General features: G+C 65.1%; 15 protein-coding genes and 1 other RNA gene. 9 read left to right on the top strand and 7 right to left on the bottom strand.

What is annotated here, in order from left to right; all coding sequences use genetic code 11:
• Positions 1-65 precede the first annotated feature (65 nt).
• The 3 genes from J0A90_RS11915 to J0A90_RS11905 all read left to right on the top strand — a co-directional run bounded on the left by J0A90_RS11915 (position 66) and on the right by J0A90_RS11905 (position 3,823).
• Positions 66-1,598, top strand: a complete 1,533-nt coding sequence (locus tag J0A90_RS11915; RefSeq protein WP_207036246.1) for a uroporphyrinogen-III C-methyltransferase — start codon at positions 66-68, stop codon at positions 1,596-1,598.
• Positions 1,595-2,818: a heme biosynthesis HemY N-terminal domain-containing protein gene (locus J0A90_RS11910; RefSeq protein WP_035476143.1), complete on the top strand. Its 1,224-nt coding sequence runs from the start codon at positions 1,595-1,597 to the stop codon at positions 2,816-2,818. Before J0A90_RS11915 ends, J0A90_RS11910 begins: the two co-directional genes overlap by 4 nt.
• Positions 2,819-2,902: 84 nt before the next feature.
• Entirely contained in the window at positions 2,903-3,823 is a 921-nt protein-coding gene (locus J0A90_RS11905) for an ROK family protein (protein WP_207036244.1), read from the top strand.
• A 126-nt stretch (positions 3,824-3,949) separates the two neighbouring features.
• On the opposite strand, the gene J0A90_RS11900 is transcribed toward J0A90_RS11905, so the two are convergent.
• On the bottom strand, positions 3,950-6,397 hold the full coding sequence (locus J0A90_RS11900) for a mechanosensitive ion channel domain-containing protein (protein ID WP_370635779.1): 2,448 nt from the start codon (positions 6,395-6,397) through the stop codon (positions 3,950-3,952).
• 438 nt (positions 6,398-6,835) lie between these two features.
• Between J0A90_RS11900 and J0A90_RS11895 the strand changes: the two genes are divergently transcribed.
• Positions 6,836-7,027: a hypothetical protein gene (locus tag J0A90_RS11895; RefSeq protein ID WP_207036242.1), complete on the top strand. Its 192-nt coding sequence runs from the start codon at positions 6,836-6,838 to the stop codon at positions 7,025-7,027.
• Positions 7,028-7,240: 213 nt separating this feature from the next.
• Here J0A90_RS11895 and J0A90_RS11890 read toward each other — a convergent pair whose 3' ends face one another.
• From J0A90_RS11890 to smpB, 4 genes are all read right to left on the bottom strand, one after another.
• Positions 7,241-7,552 (bottom strand): addiction module antidote protein, encoded by a 312-nt coding sequence (locus J0A90_RS11890; protein WP_207036240.1) that lies wholly within the window; start codon positions 7,550-7,552, stop codon positions 7,241-7,243.
• Positions 7,549-7,881, bottom strand: a complete 333-nt coding sequence (locus tag J0A90_RS11885) for a type II toxin-antitoxin system RelE/ParE family toxin (RefSeq protein WP_207036880.1) — start codon at positions 7,879-7,881, stop codon at positions 7,549-7,551. Before J0A90_RS11885 ends, J0A90_RS11890 begins: the two co-directional genes overlap by 4 nt.
• 433 nt (positions 7,882-8,314) lie before the next feature.
• Positions 8,315-8,693: a transfer-messenger RNA gene (gene ssrA, locus J0A90_RS11880) on the bottom strand.
• A 78-nt stretch (positions 8,694-8,771) separates the two neighbouring features.
• The gene (gene smpB / locus J0A90_RS11875) at positions 8,772-9,251 is read right to left on the bottom strand and encodes an SsrA-binding protein SmpB (protein ID WP_035476147.1); all 480 of its coding nucleotides are present in this window, start codon (positions 9,249-9,251) and stop codon (positions 8,772-8,774) included.
• Between the two features lie 123 nt (positions 9,252-9,374).
• Here smpB and J0A90_RS11870 point away from each other — a divergent pair, with 123 nt between their 5' ends.
• Together J0A90_RS11870 and J0A90_RS11865 are read left to right on the top strand one after the other, a co-directional pair.
• Complete coding sequence (locus tag J0A90_RS11870; protein WP_207036239.1) at positions 9,375-9,809, top strand: type II toxin-antitoxin system RatA family toxin; 435 nt, start codon at positions 9,375-9,377, stop codon at positions 9,807-9,809.
• 4 nt (positions 9,810-9,813) lie between these two features.
• Entirely contained in the window at positions 9,814-10,188 is a 375-nt protein-coding gene (locus J0A90_RS11865; RefSeq protein ID WP_207036237.1) for an RnfH family protein, read from the top strand.
• 21 nt (positions 10,189-10,209) lie between these two features.
• Here the strand turns inward: J0A90_RS11865 and J0A90_RS11860 are convergent, their stop codons facing one another.
• Positions 10,210-10,632 carry an outer membrane protein assembly factor BamE gene (locus J0A90_RS11860; protein WP_035476149.1) on the bottom strand — a complete coding sequence of 141 codons (423 nt, stop codon included), beginning with the start codon at positions 10,630-10,632 and terminating at the stop codon, positions 10,210-10,212.
• 72 nt (positions 10,633-10,704) lie between these two features.
• Here J0A90_RS11860 and fur point away from each other — a divergent pair, with 72 nt between their 5' ends.
• Positions 10,705-11,154, top strand: a complete 450-nt coding sequence (gene fur, locus J0A90_RS11855; RefSeq protein ID WP_035476150.1) for a ferric iron uptake transcriptional regulator — start codon at positions 10,705-10,707, stop codon at positions 11,152-11,154.
• Positions 11,155-11,266: 112 nt separating this feature from the next.
• On the opposite strand, the gene recN is transcribed toward fur, so the two are convergent.
• Positions 11,267-12,940: a DNA repair protein RecN gene (recN, locus tag J0A90_RS11850; RefSeq protein ID WP_207036235.1), complete on the bottom strand. Its 1,674-nt coding sequence runs from the start codon at positions 12,938-12,940 to the stop codon at positions 11,267-11,269.
• A gap of 256 nt (positions 12,941-13,196) precedes the next feature.
• Between recN and grpE the strand changes: the two genes are divergently transcribed.
• Together grpE and dnaK are read left to right on the top strand one after the other, a co-directional pair.
• Entirely contained in the window at positions 13,197-13,820 is a 624-nt protein-coding gene (grpE, locus tag J0A90_RS11845) for a nucleotide exchange factor GrpE (protein ID WP_035476152.1), read from the top strand.
• Between the two features lie 124 nt (positions 13,821-13,944).
• The gene (gene dnaK / locus J0A90_RS11840) at positions 13,945-15,885 is read left to right on the top strand and encodes a molecular chaperone DnaK (RefSeq protein WP_207036232.1); all 1,941 of its coding nucleotides are present in this window, start codon (positions 13,945-13,947) and stop codon (positions 15,883-15,885) included.
• The last annotated feature ends 76 nt before the right edge of the window (positions 15,886-15,961 follow it).

Genomic DNA, 15,961 nt, shown 5'->3' with positions numbered 1-15,961 from the left:
GCCAACCCGACGCGCCGTCCGGGCGCCACCTTCGATCAGGGTGATCACGAGTAAAGGCAGCGTAGATGAGCAAGCAACGAAACGATCAACAACCGCAGTCGGCCTCCGCTTCCGACAATCCGGCCGACGGCGACGCTCGGAAAGCCGAGCAGGACAAGACCGCTTCGTCGACTGCCGCGTCGACACCCGACACCGCTGCCGATACCGCCGGCCATACCGACCCGGTCAAACCGGACGTGGCGCAGCCGGATGCCAGCGCCGAACCCAGTACCTCTCGCGCCAGCGGCAAGGCGGCCAGTACTGCTAAACAGGAGAGCGCCCAGACTGACGCTGCCAAGAGCGCTGGCACCGCCAGCCAGGGCGGTGAGGGCAAGCGCGACGCCGCCAAGGGCAAGAACAAGACGAGCACCAAGGCTGCCAAGCCGGCCGGCCCGCTGTCGCGCGATGGCGGCGGGGCCGCGTCTTCCAGCGCCAAGCCTGGCGGCAGCGGCGGAGGCGGCAACAGTCATGATGGCAGCCGCAGTGGCGGCGGCGGCAAGAACGGTAAGAGCAGCAAGCTCGGCCTGCTGGCGCTGATCCTGGTCATCGTGCTGGCGATCGCCGTGGCGTTCATCGGCTACCGCGGCTGGCAACTGCTGCAGCAACAGCAGCAGAAGCTGGACCAGGTCCAGTCCAACCGCGGCGCCATCGACGACCTGAGCGCGCGCGTCGGCGATCTCGACCAGAACCGCCAGCAGTCGCTGAAGATGATGCGCGGTGAGTTCGACCAGTACCGCCAGAGCCTCGACAAGACTCTGGACAAGGTGCTCGCGGAGCTGGCCAAGCAGCAGCAGGCCGATCCGCGCGAGTGGCTCCACGCCGAAGCCGAGTACCTGCTGCGCCTGGCCAACCAGCGGCTGCAGCTGGAGCGCGACGTGCCCGGCGCCAAGGCGCTGCTCGAGGCCGCCGACGCTCGCCTGCGCGAGGCGGACAACCCGGCGCTGGTGCCGATCCGCCGCGCGATCCAGTCGGAGCTGGCTTCGCTCGACTCGGTGCCGGTGATCGACCGCACCGGTATCTACCTGGCGCTGATGGCGCAGCAGGAGCAGTTGGCCCGCCTGCCGCTGAAACAGGACATCGAGCAGATTGCCGCCGGCAAGGGCGACGCCCAGCCCAGTGGCGGCTGGCGCGAGCAGCTCGCCATCCTGGGGCGCGAGCTCAAGGATCTGGTCACCGTGCGGCGCCACGACCAGCCGCTGGAGGCGCTGATCACCCCCGAGCAGGAGTCCTATCTGCGCCAGAACGTGCGCATGCTGCTGGAGCAGGCGCAGCTGGCGCTGCTCAAGGCCGAGCCCAAGCTCTACCAGGCCAGCCTGGGCAAGGCGATCGAGCTGATCAAGGGCTACTACGACACCGACAATCAGGGCGTCGAGAACGCGCTCGACAAGCTCTCCTCGCTGCGCGACGAGAACGTGCGCCCGGAGCTGCCGGACATCAGCCAGTCGTCGCAGCTGCTCAAGCAGTTCATCGAGAAGCGCTTCGGTAACGGCACCGGTGGTAGTAACGCGAACGGCGGTCAGGCGACGCAGAACGGATCGGCACAGGGAGAGGGCGCATGAGAAAGCTGATCCTGCTGATCGTCTTCGGTCTGGCGGTCGGCGCGCTGTTCGGGCAGTTGATGCAGTCGCTGCCGGGATACTGGTTCATCCGTGTCGGCGATACCTCGATCCAGACCTCGTTCTGGTTCGGCTGCGTGCTGCTGCTGATCGCCTTTCTGGTGCTGCACTTCGGCCTGCGCGCGCTGATGCGCTTGCGCCGGCCGATGAGCCGGCTCAAGGTGTGGAACAGCCGCACCCGTCACCGCACCGCCATGAAGCGCACCGTGCGTGGCCTGGTGGCGCTGGCCGAGGGGCGTTGGAAACGTGCCGAAAAGGCCCTGACCAAGGCCGCCGACGACTCCGGCACGCCGCTGGTCAACTACCTCTCGGCGGCGCTGGCAGCGCACTATCAGGGCCGCTACGAGCAGGCCGACGTGCTGCTCAAACGCGCCCACCACAGCACCGAGGGCGCCGACACTGCGGTGGGTCTGGTGCAGGCGCAGCTGATGCTCGACCGCCAACAGTTCGAGGAGGCGCTGGCCACCCTGACCCGCCTGGAGCAGCAGCTGCCGGAGCATCCGCAGGTGCTCAAGCTGCTCAAGCAGGCTTATCTCAGCGTCAACGACTGGGACGGCCTGCGCCGGCTGCTGCCGCGGCTCGACAAGCACCGCCTGATCACCGACGACGAGCGCCGCGAACTCGAGCAGCGCGCCAACCGCGAGCTGCTGATCCACGCCGCTCAGCAGGAGGGCAATCTGCAGCGGGTGCGGGCACTCTGGGCGGATATGCCCGATGCGCTGCGCAGCGACGTCGAGCTGGTTCTGCTCTACAGCGATGCGCTGATCAAGGGCGGCGAGGAGGGCGATGCCGAACGCCTGCTGCGCAACGCCCTCAAGGAGCACTGGGACACGCGTCTGGTGCTGCGCTACGGCCTGCTCAACGTCGACGCCGCGCGCCAGCTGGCGTACGCCGAGAAGTGGCTGCAGGAGCGGCCCAACGACCCCGATCTGCTGCTCACCCTGGGCCGTCTCTCGCTGCGCAACGCCTACTGGGGCAAGGCGCAGGAGTACTTCGAGGCGAGCCAGCGCCAGCGCCCGAGCGGAGTGGTGTGTGCGGAACTCGCGCGGCTCTATGCCAACCTCGGTGACCACAGCAAGAGCCAGCTCTACTATCGCCAGAGCGTCACGCTGCTGGACAAGTCGCTGCCGGCGCTGCCCCAGCCCAGCGATGTGACGCGCTGAGCGCGACAACCCATCGATTGCTCTCCTGGGCGCCCGTGGGCGCCCTTTTTTTGTCGCCGCGAGGCGTTCATCCAAGGAACAGGCATGCACTACGGTATCGATGTCGGCGGCACCAAGATCGAGCTCGCGGTGTTCGATTCCCAGTGGCAGCGTCTCGCCACCTGGCGCGAGGCGACCCCCGCGGCGGATGGCCCGGCGCTGCTGGCGCGGTTGGCAGCGATGGTCGCCGTGGCCGACGCCCACTTCGGTGCGCGGGGCACCCTGGGGCTGGGCCTGCCCGGGGTGGTCGACACCGACGGGTGTCTCGTCACCGCCAATCTGCCCGGTCTGCGCGAGCTGCCGCTGGCGGCTTCGCTGCAGGCCCACTTCGACCGCCCGGTTGTGTTCGACAACGACAGCCGCTGCTTCATCCTCTCGGAAGTCGGCCCGGGCGGCGCGGCTGTCGGCGAGCGCCATGCCTTCGGTGCGATCCTGGGCACCGGGGCCGGCGGCGGGGCGATCGTCGAGGGGCGTCTGCTCGGCGGGTGCGGTGGCCTGGCCGGCGAGTGGGGGCATCTGCCGCTCTCGGCGGCAGCCAGTGAGCGCTACCACCTGCCGCGTCTGGCCTGCGGGTGCGGTCTGCACGGCTGTCTCGAGCGCTATATCGCCGGCCCCGGGCTGGTGGAGCTGTTTCGCCACTTCGGCGGTGAGGCGCAGCGCGCCGAGAGCTGGTACGCCGCCTGGCGGGCGGGCGACCCTGCGGCGGAGCTTGCCCACCGCTGTCACGTCGATCTGCTCGGCGAGGCGCTGGCCAACGTCACCAAGCTGCTGGCCCCGGCGGCGATCGTGATCGGCGGTGGGCTCTCGACCTTGCCTGAGCTGGTCGCTGCGCTGCCAGCGGCGCTTGGGCGTCATCTCTTTCCCGGTGTCGTCGTGCCGCGGGTGGTGGCCTCGAATTTGGGAGCCGCTAGCGGCGTGCGCGGGGCTGCCATGCGGGGGGCCGGTTTCCTTCCCGACGCGGTGTAGGCGCCACCCGGGCGGGCTCTCGCTTGCCGACATGCTCCCAGAACGCAAGAGGCCGCCCCGAAGGGCGGCCTCTTTCTTTTGCTCTCTATCTCTTACTCTCTCGCTCTTGCTTTCACGTCGTGGCGTTCAGCGCGGGTCCTCACCGGCATCGTCGTCGACGTCGTCATGGGTCGGTTTGTTGTGCGTGGCATCGTGCGATCGCGTATCGGGCTGCTCGGAGGACGCGGCCTCGTGAGCGGTACCCGGAATGTCGCGCTTGTCGTCGCGCAGCACGCGCACATGGGCTGGCGGCGCCGAGCCGTCCCGATCCTCGCCGAAGTAGAGCGTGGTGTGCGGGAACGGGATCTCGATACCGGCCTTGTCGAAGTAGAGCTTGACCAGGCGGTTGTAGGCGCGGCCCACACCCCACTGGTCGCCCGGGGTGGTCTTGATCACCACACGGATATTGACCGAGCTGTCGGCCAGGGCGACTACGCCCGCCACGGTCATCGGGGCCAGCAGCTTGTGGCCATGCTCCTCGCTCGCCTTGAGCTCCTCGAATGCCGCCTGCAGCTGCTCGATGGCGTAATCGATGTTCTCGCGGTAGGCGATGCCGTACTCGCCGACATGGTTGCCGTATTCACGCATGAAGTTGGAGACCGTGCCCACCGACGAGAACGGCACGATATGGTAGGTGCCGGAGAGGTCGCGGATCGCCACCGAGCGGATGCTGACGCGTTCGGCGGTGCCGGTGACGCCACCCACGGTGACGACGTCGCCGGTGTTCATCGCATTCTCGAGCTGGATGAAGACCCCGGTGATGACGTCCTGGACCAGCTTCTGGGCACCGAAACCGATGGCCAGACCCAGCACCCCGGCGCCGGCGATCAGCGGGCCGATGTTGATGCCGATCTGCGACAGCACGATCATCACCGTCATGATGATAAGGGTGATCGCCAGGGCGTTGCGGAACAGGCTCATCAGGGTCTGGGCGCGGGCGGTCGGGGCGCCGCCGCCAGTTTCCGGATTGAGATAGTTCTCGATCAGGCTGGCCAGACCGATCCACACGATGGCGGCCACGGCCAGAATCAGAATCACCTGGATTACGGTGGCGACGGCGTGCGCGCCGGCTTCGCTAGCGTACCAGGCGGCCAGGTCGAAGGCGCCCCAGGCGTCCAGGGTGTACAGCACTACCGCAACCAGGATGATCATGCGGATCACCTTGAGGAAGCTCGGCACATAGGCGTTGAGGCGCCCCTCGAGCATCGGCAGACGCCGGCGAATGTCATCGCCAAGCGTGATACGCCGCCCGATCAGTTGGGTCAGCAGGCCCGAGGCCAGCATGCCGATGCCGATGTAGAGAATCGTCTTAAGGGTCGCGATCAGCACGAACGGCAGCGCGGTTTCGGGATGCAGCAGGGTCACGCCGAACACCATCAGCGCATACAGAATGGCGATCACGTGCCAAACGCCGGCCAGCACGCGCAGGGCGATGCGTGAGGCGGCCATGCTGGCCTGCTCGGCCTTGCCCAGAATCAGGTCGCGTACCGCGAGACGCTTCTTGAGAATCACGGTCATCGCCGCGAGCAGAGCGATCAGCATGATCAGCACGCTGATCACCTTGCCGAAGGCCGGCGACAGGTTGAGATTCAGAATCGGTACCACCACCAGCATGCCGTAACCGATGAAGCCGGCCAGGGTGGCCAGGAAGCCGTTGCAGTAGCGTGCCTGGGCGGCGCTGATGGGCACCAGACGCAGACCTTCGTGGCTGGAGGCGAACAGCACGCGCAGTGCGCACTTGAACAGCTCGATCATCAGGAAGGCGTTGAGGAACAGTGAGAAGCGCGTGTTCAAGGTGCCACTCTCGCCGACCAGGAAGGTGGCGACGAGGTTGCCGGCAACATAGGCCAGCACCACCACCACGACGTCGACCACGGCGGCCAGGATCACGCTGACGATCACGCGCAGCAGGTGGGCACGGCCGTCACCCTGCAGCGACCAGCGACTGAACCGGTTGAACAGCGGCCCGGCGAGGCGCCGCAGCACGAAGAACGCGACCACGGTGGCGACGATCACCATGGCCAGCTCCAGCGCGGCATCGAGGAAGTCGCTCAGACTGAAGGCGGGGCCACTGCTGGCGGCGGCGTCGCCGCTACCGAAGAAACCGCTGACCAGCGTCGCCACGGCGGTGAACTGCCCGCCGATATCATCGGCGAAGGCACTGGTGATCTGCGCCATGCGCCGCGGGAAGGAGACATCCTCGGCAGCCTTGGCCTTGTCGGCGCTCTCGCTGCTGTCGCTGGTGGCCTGGCTGGCGCTTGCGTCCGCGGGCGCACTGCCCTCGGACTCGCCGGCCTGGGGCTGCTCGGCGGCGAGCTTGCGCAACTGATCGATCAGCGCCTGGCGCGACTGCTCGTTCTCCAGCAGGTCGGCCATCGTCGAGTAGGCGGGGCCTTCCTGAGCGCTCTGCTCGGCGGGCGCGCTCGACGACGCCCCCGGGCCGGCACTCTGTTGCGCCATCAGCGGCGCTGCGAAGAACAGCAGTATCAAGAGTAGCCAGCGGCTCGGCCAGCGATCGGGGCGAGGGATGGGCACGCTTCAACCTCCTTGTCTGAAGGGCAGGGTAGTAAGGGCTATGTCGTTAAGGACTATGTCTTTAGGGCCCTGTTTGCAGGGCCAGTCTCGGGCACCGTGTCTCAATGACCGTGCCACGAGGGGATATCGTCATGCCGGCGAGGTGAACGCACGCGCACACGGCGGCTGACGACGGTCCGCACTCAACTTAAACATCCTTAGGGTAACATTTTATCGTCGCGCGGAAATTCAGCCGCCGCCGTATCTCTTGAGGCTAGTCAATCCGTGCCCGCTTGCCACTGAATCGGGATGGATTTGCCAGCGACGGTGGCGATAGCGCTGGACAAGGCGCGATTCTTTGCCACGCTCAGTCGAGCCGTCGGCTCGGATGCCGTCGCGCTGTCTCTTCCACCTCAAGTCTGGCGCCAGCCTGCGCTGGTGCCCTGTCAGGGACCGATCATGCTCAATGTGACCCTCGAACTGCGCTGCAACGTCTGCGGCGGCGAGCGCTTTCTGCTGCCGACACTCGACGAGACGGCGCAGGATATTCGCTGTGCCGGCTGCTCGGCATTCAAGTGCAAGAGCCAGGACCTGGAGCGCGCCATGGCGGCGGCCGGGCCCCGCCGCGGTGGGCGTCACCCGGCGCTGTAGCCTTTAGCTCGATGACCGCCCTGAAGATCCGGGCCAAGCGTCCAGGCACAAAAAAGCACCTCTCTCGAGGTGCTTTTTTCTGGTGTTGGTGGAGGCGGGGTCCACTGAAAAAATCGCCTATGTGTCAGATCAGTAAGCGTTTTCAGTAATCCATGATCCGATGTGCCCCCAGATATGCCCCCATCGAGAGTGATATGGGGTGGTACCATCGCATCAAGCAGACTGCCGCGGCGTGGTCAGATCGTGGAAGTGAATGCCCGTCGCCTTGATGACGGCGGTCATGGTGCGCAGTGTCGGGTTGCCTTTAGGCGAAAGAGCCCGGTAGAGGCTTTCTCGGGACACTTTGGCTTTCTCGGCAACGGCTGCCATGCCACCTTGGGATTCGACCACATGGCGCAGCGCGATGAGAAAGGCGGTCTCTCCTCCTTCCTCGTCCAGCTCATCGAATGCGGTGCGCAGATAGTCTACCGCCATGGTGGGATCTTCTCGCAGCATCTCGATCACGGCATCGTCGTGGCTTCTCATCGCTTGACCCTCCTGTGATGGTCCTTGAGAAACGCTTTGGCCTGTTCAATGTCTGCCTGCTGGCGCTTCTTGCTGCCGCCAGCCAGCAGCATGACCCAACGCTTGCCCACCTTGGCGTAATAGACGCGATAGCCGGGCCCATAGTCGACTCGTAGCTCGAGCACGCCAGCCCCCACGGCTTTGGCATCGCCCGGATTGCCCGCCGCCAGCCGGTTAAGGCGGGTCAGCACCCGCATGGCTGCCTGCCGATCCTTCGCCTTGAGCGTATCCAGCCATTGCTGGAACGGGTCATGGCCATCGGCAGTGAGGTAATGCGTCAGCTCGATCATGATCTTCATTGTAGCTTTTAAGCTACTGGTGGGATAGATGTGTTCGGTTTTCGAAAGCCGCTGGCATGACGTGAAGGATGGTCTAAGGATTTTGCTAGGCTGCTGAGAGGGTGTTTACAAAATGCCTGCGCTCGGCAATACGGCGTTAAAATCGGCCTCAAAATACTCATTTATCCCGCGTAAACTCCGCTTTTTCGACCGATTTTGCCTTGTCTTGCCTTCGCTCGCCGAATTTGTAAACACCCTCTGAGACCCCTTCGCTACGGGGCTAAATCGCGCTGAAAGGGGTGCTGATACCCTGCAGATGGGTGGGGCGCGACATTGAGGGGCATTGCGTGGGCGCAGGGGGATATGCCCAGACAACAAAAAAGGGCCCGAAGGCCCTTGTTTGCTGGTCTCGTGACACGTCTTGGTATGCCCTGAAACCCTTGTTTGGTGGAGGCGGGGGGAATTGAACCCCCGTCCGCCGGCACTCACCCATCGGCTCTACATGCTTAGTTCCGTCTTTTGATTTAGCGCAGTGACCTCCGACGGGCAGGATGACACCTTGCGATCTCTCTAAGGTTTAACGCATGTCAGGAGAGCGCTGACATACGCGGTCCCATCAGCTTTAGCTCGTATCCTCTCCGCGATGAATGGGCACATCGCTTCGAGGCCAGACAACAGCTAGCAGTTCTTAGGCTGCCAGTGCGCCTTGAGCGTAGTTTTCGTCGTTTGCGACTATTTAATCGTAACGTTGGATTTACGAGATACGTTACGCTCTCGGCATGCACCTCAGGGATTGTCACCGGCGTCGAAGCCATGTCGCCCCCGTGGAACCCCAGTATTCTATCAGTTGGGGATGACCCCACGCCATCTCAATCGTCGAATCGAACCCTCGACGTCGCGCCTCAGGCGTGGTCGCGCATCACCCGCGCCTTCTCGCGATTCCAGTCGCGCTCCTTCTGGGTGGCGCGCTTGTCGTGCAATTGCTTGCCGCGCACCAGCGCCAGCTCGCACTTGACCAGATTCTTCTTCCAGTAGAGCTTGAGGGGCACGCAGGTGTGACCCTTCTCCTGGGTCCGCGAGAAGATCCTGGCGATCTCCTTACGATGCAGCAGCAGCTTGCGCGTACGATCGGGTTCTGCCACCACGTGGGTGCTGGCGGTATTGAGCGGCGTGATGTGGCTGCCCAGCAGCCAGGCCTCGCCGTTCTTGATCAGGATATAGGTGTCGGTGAGCTGGGCCTTGCCGGCGCGCAGGCTCTTGACCTCCCAACCGCTCAGCGAGAGACCCGCCTCGAAGGTTTCGTCGATGTGATACTCGAAACGAGCCTTCTTGTTCTGGGCGATCGTGTTGTTGCCGGGCGCGTTGCCTTTCTTCTTACCCATGACACCTCTTCGCGGCGATATCCGGTACGCCCGCAGACCTGGGGGCGAGCGTGCTACCATTCAAGCATGTGAGAAATAGCCCCATGATACGCGCATCGGGGCGATAAATCAGTGGAGAGCTACATGCCAAGCGTGCACCGGTCTGCTTTTGTCCGGCATACCCCGGAACAGATGTTCGAGCTGGTCAATAACTTTGAACGCTATCCGGAATTCCTCCCCGGCTGCCGTCGAGCCCGGGTGGTCGAACGCGGAGAGGATTATCTGATCGGCAGCATGACCCTGGCCAAGGGTGGCGTCGAGCAGACCGTGACCACGCGCAATGATCTCAAGCGCCCCGGGCGCATCGATCTGTCGCTGGTCGACGGCCCGTTCAAGCGCCTCGACGGGTGCTGGCTGTTCCGTGATCTGGGCGAGAACGCCTGCAAGGTGGAGCTGGAGATGGAGTTCGAGTTCAGCAACCGGCTGCTGGGGATGGCCTTCGGTCGGCTGTTCCAGCAGGTCGCGGGGCAGCTGATCGACGCCTTCACCCGGCGCGCCGATCAGGTCTATGGGCGCTGACGCCATGCCTTTCGCAGCCGATGTCTCCGAGGTTAGCGATGCCGAGCCGGGCGAGGCGCCAGGCGAGGCGCCGGTGGGGGGCGGTGCGCTGGTCGAGGTGGCGTACGCCACGCCGACGCATCAGCGTATCGTCACGCTCGCGTGGTCGGCGGGGCTGACCGCGCGGGAGGCGGTGATGCGTGCCGATCTGCCGGCCTATTTTGCCGACCTCGACGAGGCCTGGCTGGCGAGTGCGCCGCTGGGGATCTTCGGTGAACGTCTCGCCCAACCCGAGCAGCGCGAACTGCTGCCGGGGGAGCGGGTCGAGGTCTACCGTCCGCTGCGTATCGATCCCAAGCAGGCGCGACGTGAGCGGGCGGCCCGCAGGCCGCCGCGCTGAGTCGCACTCGGTAGAGAGAGGTTAAAGGCCTGTGGGGCCGACCTGCGGCACCGCAGCACCTTCGCCGGCACCCTCGACCGCCGGCCCCGGGCCGCTGTCCTGGTCGAGTTCGACGTCGGCATTCATGTCACCGGACTTCTGGATGTCGACCACCTGGTCGTTGGCGAAGGTGAGCGTGACTCGCTTCTCCACCGTGCCGCCGTAGGCCTTGTCGAGGTAGAAGACGTAGTCCCACTGGTCGGAGGAGAAGGGCGCTTCCATCAGCGGCGTTCCCATGACCTGAACGACCTGGGCGCGGCTCATGCCGGTATGGAGCTGAGACACCATGTCCTGGGTGATGAGGTTGCCCTGGACGAGGTCGCGTTTGTAGACGCCAAAGTAGCTACAGCCAGCGATGAGAGACGCTGCGAGCACGAGTACGGCCGTTCTGATCAGGTTTTGCATTTGAGTCCGTCTTTCACTATCGTTGCGTGGATTGATCATACCCGACACGGGACGCCACTGCGAAGAGCGACCATGGCAGACGAAAACCAAGAATTGCGCAAGGCGGGACTCAAGGTCACTCTGCCGCGTGTCAAGATCCTGCAGATTCTCGAAGCGACACGTATGGAAGAAGAGCTCCATATGAGTGCCGAGGACGTCTACAAGGCGCTGCTGGAGTCGGGAGAAGACGTCGGCCTCGCTACCGTATACCGTGTGCTGACGCAGTTCGAGGCCGCCGGCCTGGTGGTGCGTCACAATTTCGACGGCGGCCATGCCGTGTTCGAGATGACCCAGGAAGAGCACCATGACCACATGGTGGACCTGGAGTCCGGCGACATCGTCGAGTTCTATGACGAAGAGATCGAGCGGCGCCAGCGCGAGATCGTCGAGGAGCACGGCTACGAGCTGGTCGAGCACGCGCTGGTGCTCTACGTCCGCCCGCGCGGCTCCAAGGCGACGCGCCAGGACAGCAGCAAGAAGTGACACCCAGGCCCGCCAGGGCACCGGATACATCACTAGAACGCCGACCCCCAGGGGTCGGCGTTCTGCGTTGTGTGTGGTGGGATCGGTCCCGGTGGCGAGGCGCCGGTGACGCTCAGTGCGCCCCGGTCTGGCTCGCCGCCAGCATCTCGCGGGCGTGGGCCAGGGTGCGCTCCGAGAGCTTGACGCCGCCGAGCATGCGCGCGATCTCGCGCACTCTGCCCGCCTCGTCGAGCTGCGCCATCTGGGTGCGGGTGGCCTCGTCGCTGGACTGCTTCTCGATGTGCAGATGCTGGTGCGCCTGGGCGGCGACCTGCGGCAGGTGGGTCACGGTCATGATCTGGGCTTTCTGGCCCAGCCGGCGCAGCAGCTGGCCGACGATTTCGGCGGTGGCGCCGGAGATGCCTACGTCGACCTCGTCGAACACCAGCGTGGCCAGGGTGCTGTGGCTGGCCGCCACCACCTGGATCGCCAGGCTGACGCGGGAGAGCTCGCCGCCGGAGGCGACCTTGGCCAGCGGCCGCGGTGGCTGGCCGGGGTTGGCACTGATCAAGAGGCTGACGCGGTCGACGCCGTGTGGCTGCGGCGTCTCCAGTGGGGTGACCTCGACCGCGAAGCGCGCCTTCTCCATGCCCAGGAAGGCGAGCTGCTCCTGCACCTGGCGGGCGAACTCGGTGGCGCTGGTCTGGCGCGCTTCGCTGATCTGGCGGGCGGCGTCGCGGTATTGCTGGCGCGTCTCCTCGAGCCGCGCGCGCAGGCTGTCGAGATCGTCGTCGCCGCCGTCGAGGTCGGCCAGCTCGGCGCTCAGGCGCTGATGCAGCGCGACCAGCTCGTCGGGCATGACGTGGTGCTTGCGCGCAATGCGGTGGATCTCGCCGAGGCGCTCGTCGACCCAAGCAAGCCTTTGCGGATCGAGCTCGGTGGACTCGACGAAGTGATGCAGCTCCCGGGCCGCCTCCTCGAGCTGGATTTGGGCATCATTGAGCATGCCGAGCGCTTCCGCCAGGCTGCCGCGGTCACTGCCCGGCACCCGCGACAGGCGCGTGTGCGCCTGCAGCAGCAGGCCCAGCGCGCCGCCTTCGTCGTGGTCGCAGCAGTCGGCGGCGAACTGCGCCTCGCGCAGCGTCTCCTCCAGATGCGCCAGGGTCTCCTGCTCCTGCTCCAGCGACTCCAGCTCGTCCGCCTGCAGCGCCAGTTGATCCAGCTCCTCCACCTGATAGCGCAGCAGTTGGCGCTTGGCCTCGCGCTCCTCGTCGTTCTCGCTGCGCTGACGATACTGCTTGCGCAGGCTCTGCCACTGGCGGTACAGCGCCCCCAGCTCGTCGACCGCGCGGCGCTGGCCGGCGGCATCGTCGAGCAAGCGGCGGTGGGTCTCCTCGTTGAGCAGCGCCTGGTGGGCATGCTGGCTGTGAACGTCGATCAGACACTCGCCGAGCTCGCGCAGGTCGGCGATGGTGCAGGGCTGGCCGTTGATCCACGCCTTGGAGCGTCCGGAAGCGGTGACCACCCGGCGCAGCAGGCAATCCTCGCTCGGCAGTTCGCGCGCGGCGAGCCAGGCCCGCGCCTCGGCGCGGCCGCTGAGATCGAAGCGCGCGCTGAGATCGGCGCGTTCGGCGCCATGACGCACGCCGCCGGCATCGGCGCGTTCGCCCAGGCAGAGCCCGAGGGCGCCGAGCAGGATCGACTTGCCCGCCCCGGTCTCACCGGTAATGGCGGTCATGCCGGACTGGAACTCCAGATCGAGGGTGTCGACGATGGCGAAGTCGCGAATGGCGAGTTGGATCAGCATGCTGCCTCCCGAGGATCGATGGCGGCCATACAGTAGTCTGTTCGTTTATACAGTAGTCGGTTCGGCGCTTCAATCCACCCCGCGCTGCCCGAGGCTCGCGTGGCGTGCACGGACGCTCACGCAACGTCTGCCAACGCTTGAGATCGTCGCGGGCAGCCCCATATAGGCAGTCACTTGGACATCAATAGCGAGCGTCGATGACGCCGACGCTGTCTTCATACTGGTGCTTTCATCACATCCATATCGGGAGAGACTCATGGTCAGAGATCCGCAGAAGCCCGTCGACGAAGAGATCGAGCGCGCCGAGCGCGATGGCGAACCGCAGCCGACCCAGGCGCCGCTCGAGGGTGATCTCGACGCGGTTGCCGACGAACTCGAGCATGAGCCTGGCGAGACCGGCGGCGACGCCAACCCCGAGGCAGAAGTGCTGGCTGCGCGGGTCGAAGAGCTGGAGCAGGCGCTCACCGAAGCGAAGGATCAGTCGATGCGCGCCGCCGCCGAGGCCCAGAATGCCCGCCGGCGCGCCGAGCAGGATGCCGAGAAGGCACGGAAGTTCGCCCTGGAGAAGTTCGTCAAGGAGCTGCTGCCGGTGGTCGACAGTCTGGAAAAGGGGCTGGAGAGCATGCAGGAAGTCGACGAGACCCACCGCGAGGGGGTGTCGATGACCCTGAAGATGCAGCTCGATGTGCTCGCCAAGTTCGGCGTCGAGCAGATCGACCCGCAGGGTGAACCGTTCGATCCGCAGTTCCACGAAGCGATGAGCATGGTGCCCAATCCGGAGCTCGACCCCAACACGGTCATGGATGTGATGCAGAAGGGTTACACCCTGAACGGGCGTCTGGTGCGGCCGGCGATGGTCATCGTCAGCAAGTCGGCCTGACGCAATCTGGGCCGACGGGGCTTGAAAGGCGCCCGAAAGCCCCCAGATAGCAGTCAATCGCGCCACACACGCGCCGCCAAGACAACGTATCGAATCGTCAACGAATTGTTAGAGGTGAGGAATTATGGGACGCATCATCGGTATCGACCTGGGTACGACCAACTCCTGCGTCGCCGTGCTCGACGGTGACAAGACTCGCGTGATCGAGAACGCCGAAGGCGCTCGCACCACGCCCTCGATCATCGGTTACACCGATGACGGCGAGACCCTGGTCGGCCAGGCGGCCAAGCGTCAGGCGGTCACCAACCCGACCAACACGCTCTACGCCGTCAAGCGCCTGATCGGCCGCAAGTTCAAGGACGACGTCGTCCAGAAGGACATCAAGATGGTGCCTTACCGCATCGTCGAGGCCGATAACGGCGACGCTTGGGTGCAGGTGAACGACAAGAAGCTGGCACCGCCGCAGGTGAGCGCGGAAGTGCTCAAGAAGATGAAGAAGACCGCCGAGGACTATCTCGGTGAAGAAGTGACCGAAGCGGTCATCACCGTGCCGGCCTACTTCAACGATTCCCAGCGTCAGGCGACCAAGGACGCCGGCCGCATCGCCGGTCTCGAGGTCAAGCGCATCATCAACGAGCCGACCGCGGCTGCGCTGGCCTACGGCATGGATCGCTCCACCGGCGACCGTACCATCGCGGTCTACGACCTGGGCGGTGGTACCTTCGATATCTCGATCATCGAAGTCGCCGACGTCGACGGCGAGAAGCAGTTCGAGGTGCTGGCCACCAACGGTGACACCTTCCTGGGTGGCGAGGACTTCGACCTCAAGCTGATCGACTACCTGGTGCAGCAGTTCAAGAGCGATTCGGGCATCGACCTGTCCGGTGACAGCCTGGCCATGCAGCGTCTGAAGGAAGCCGCCGAGAAGGCCAAGATCGAGCTCTCATCGGCCCAGCAGACCGAAGTCAATCTGCCCTACATCACCGCCGACAACACCGGTCCCAAGCATCTGGCGATCAAGGTCACCCGGGCCAAGCTCGAGTCGCTGGTCGAAGATCTGGTCAGCCGCTCGCTGGGTCCGTGCAAGACCGCCATGGACGACGCCGGTCTCTCCAACAGCGAGATTCACGACGTCATCCTGGTCGGCGGCCAGACCCGCATGCCGCTGGTGCAGCAGAAGGTCGCCGAGTTCTTCGGCAAGGACGCCCGCAAGGACGTCAACCCGGACGAAGCCGTGGCCATGGGTGCCGCGATTCAGGGTGGCGTGCTCGGCGGTGACGTCAAGGACGTGCTGCTGCTCGACGTGACCCCGCTGACCCTGGGCATCGAGACCCTGGGTGGCGTGATGACGCCGCTGATCGAGAAGAACACCACGATCCCGACCAAGAAGACCCAGACCTTCTCGACCGCCGAGGACAACCAGACGGCCGTGACCATCCACGCGCTGCAGGGTGAGCGTAAGCAGGCGGCGCAGAACAAGTCTCTGGGTCGCTTCGACCTCGCCGACATTCCGCCGGCACCGCGCGGCGTGCCGCAGATCGAAGTCGCCTTCGATCTCGACGCCAACGGTATCCTCAACATCACGGCCAAGGACAAGGCGACCGGCAAAGAGCAGTCGATCGTGATCAAGTCCTCCAGCGGTCTCTCCGACGAAGAGATCGATCAGATGGTCAAGGATGCCGAAGCGCACGAGGCCGAGGACAAGAAGTTCGAAGAGCTGGTCGCCCTGCGCAACCAGGCCGACGGCATGATCCACGCCTCGCGCAAGACGCTGGAAGAGGCCGGCGACAAGGTCGACGCCGACGAGAAGAGCAAGATCGAGAGCGCCATTGGCGAACTCGAAGAAGCGCTCAAGGGTGACGACAAGGACGCCATCCAGGCCAAGCTCGACGCGCTCACCGAAGCCTCCGGCAACCTGGCGCAGAAGATGTACGCCGAGCAGGGCGAAGGCGCCGGTCAGGACGCGGGTGCCCAGGCTGACGACGCCCAGGCCAGCGGCAAGAAAGAGGATGACGTGGTTGACGCCGAGTTCGAGGAAGTCAACGACGATCGGAAAAAGCAATAATCACGACGTCTGACGTCGTGTGACGGCAGCAGCGCGGGAGCCAGACACGACTCCCGCGTTGTCGTTTGCACGGCAT

The organism is Salinicola sp. DM10, from assembly GCF_017306975.2.
Classification (GTDB): domain Bacteria; phylum Pseudomonadota; class Gammaproteobacteria; order Pseudomonadales; family Halomonadaceae; genus Salinicola.
Note: the sequence above shows the minus strand (reverse complement) of the source record. Positions and strands in the feature narration are given on the sequence as shown.

What these genes read in the sequence shown, in the direction of transcription:
- J0A90_RS11915 (WP_207036246.1), top strand. Translation starts at nt 66, where the DNA reads ATGAGCAAGCAACGAAACGATCAACAACCGCAGTCGGCCTCCGCTTCC.
- J0A90_RS11910 (WP_035476143.1), top strand. Translation starts at nt 1,595, where the DNA reads ATGAGAAAGCTGATCCTGCTGATCGTCTTCGGTCTGGCGGTCGGCGCG.
- J0A90_RS11905 (WP_207036244.1), top strand. Translation starts at nt 2,903, where the DNA reads ATGCACTACGGTATCGATGTCGGCGGCACCAAGATCGAGCTCGCGGTG.
- J0A90_RS11895 (WP_207036242.1), top strand. Translation starts at nt 6,836, where the DNA reads ATGCTCAATGTGACCCTCGAACTGCGCTGCAACGTCTGCGGCGGCGAG.
- J0A90_RS11890 (WP_207036240.1), bottom strand. Translation starts at nt 7,552, where the DNA reads ATGAGAAGCCACGACGATGCCGTGATCGAGATGCTGCGAGAAGATCCC.
- J0A90_RS11885 (WP_207036880.1), bottom strand. Translation starts at nt 7,881, where the DNA reads ATGATCGAGCTGACGCATTACCTCACTGCCGATGGCCATGACCCGTTC.
- smpB (WP_035476147.1), bottom strand. Translation starts at nt 9,251, where the DNA reads ATGGGTAAGAAGAAAGGCAACGCGCCCGGCAACAACACGATCGCCCAG.
- J0A90_RS11870 (WP_207036239.1), top strand. Translation starts at nt 9,375, where the DNA reads ATGCCAAGCGTGCACCGGTCTGCTTTTGTCCGGCATACCCCGGAACAG.
- J0A90_RS11865 (WP_207036237.1), top strand. Translation starts at nt 9,814, where the DNA reads ATGCCTTTCGCAGCCGATGTCTCCGAGGTTAGCGATGCCGAGCCGGGC.
- J0A90_RS11860 (WP_035476149.1), bottom strand. Translation starts at nt 10,632, where the DNA reads ATGCAAAACCTGATCAGAACGGCCGTACTCGTGCTCGCAGCGTCTCTC.
- fur (WP_035476150.1), top strand. Translation starts at nt 10,705, where the DNA reads ATGGCAGACGAAAACCAAGAATTGCGCAAGGCGGGACTCAAGGTCACT.
- recN (WP_207036235.1), bottom strand. Translation starts at nt 12,940, where the DNA reads ATGCTGATCCAACTCGCCATTCGCGACTTCGCCATCGTCGACACCCTC.
- grpE (WP_035476152.1), top strand. Translation starts at nt 13,197, where the DNA reads ATGGTCAGAGATCCGCAGAAGCCCGTCGACGAAGAGATCGAGCGCGCC.
- dnaK (WP_207036232.1), top strand. Translation starts at nt 13,945, where the DNA reads ATGGGACGCATCATCGGTATCGACCTGGGTACGACCAACTCCTGCGTC.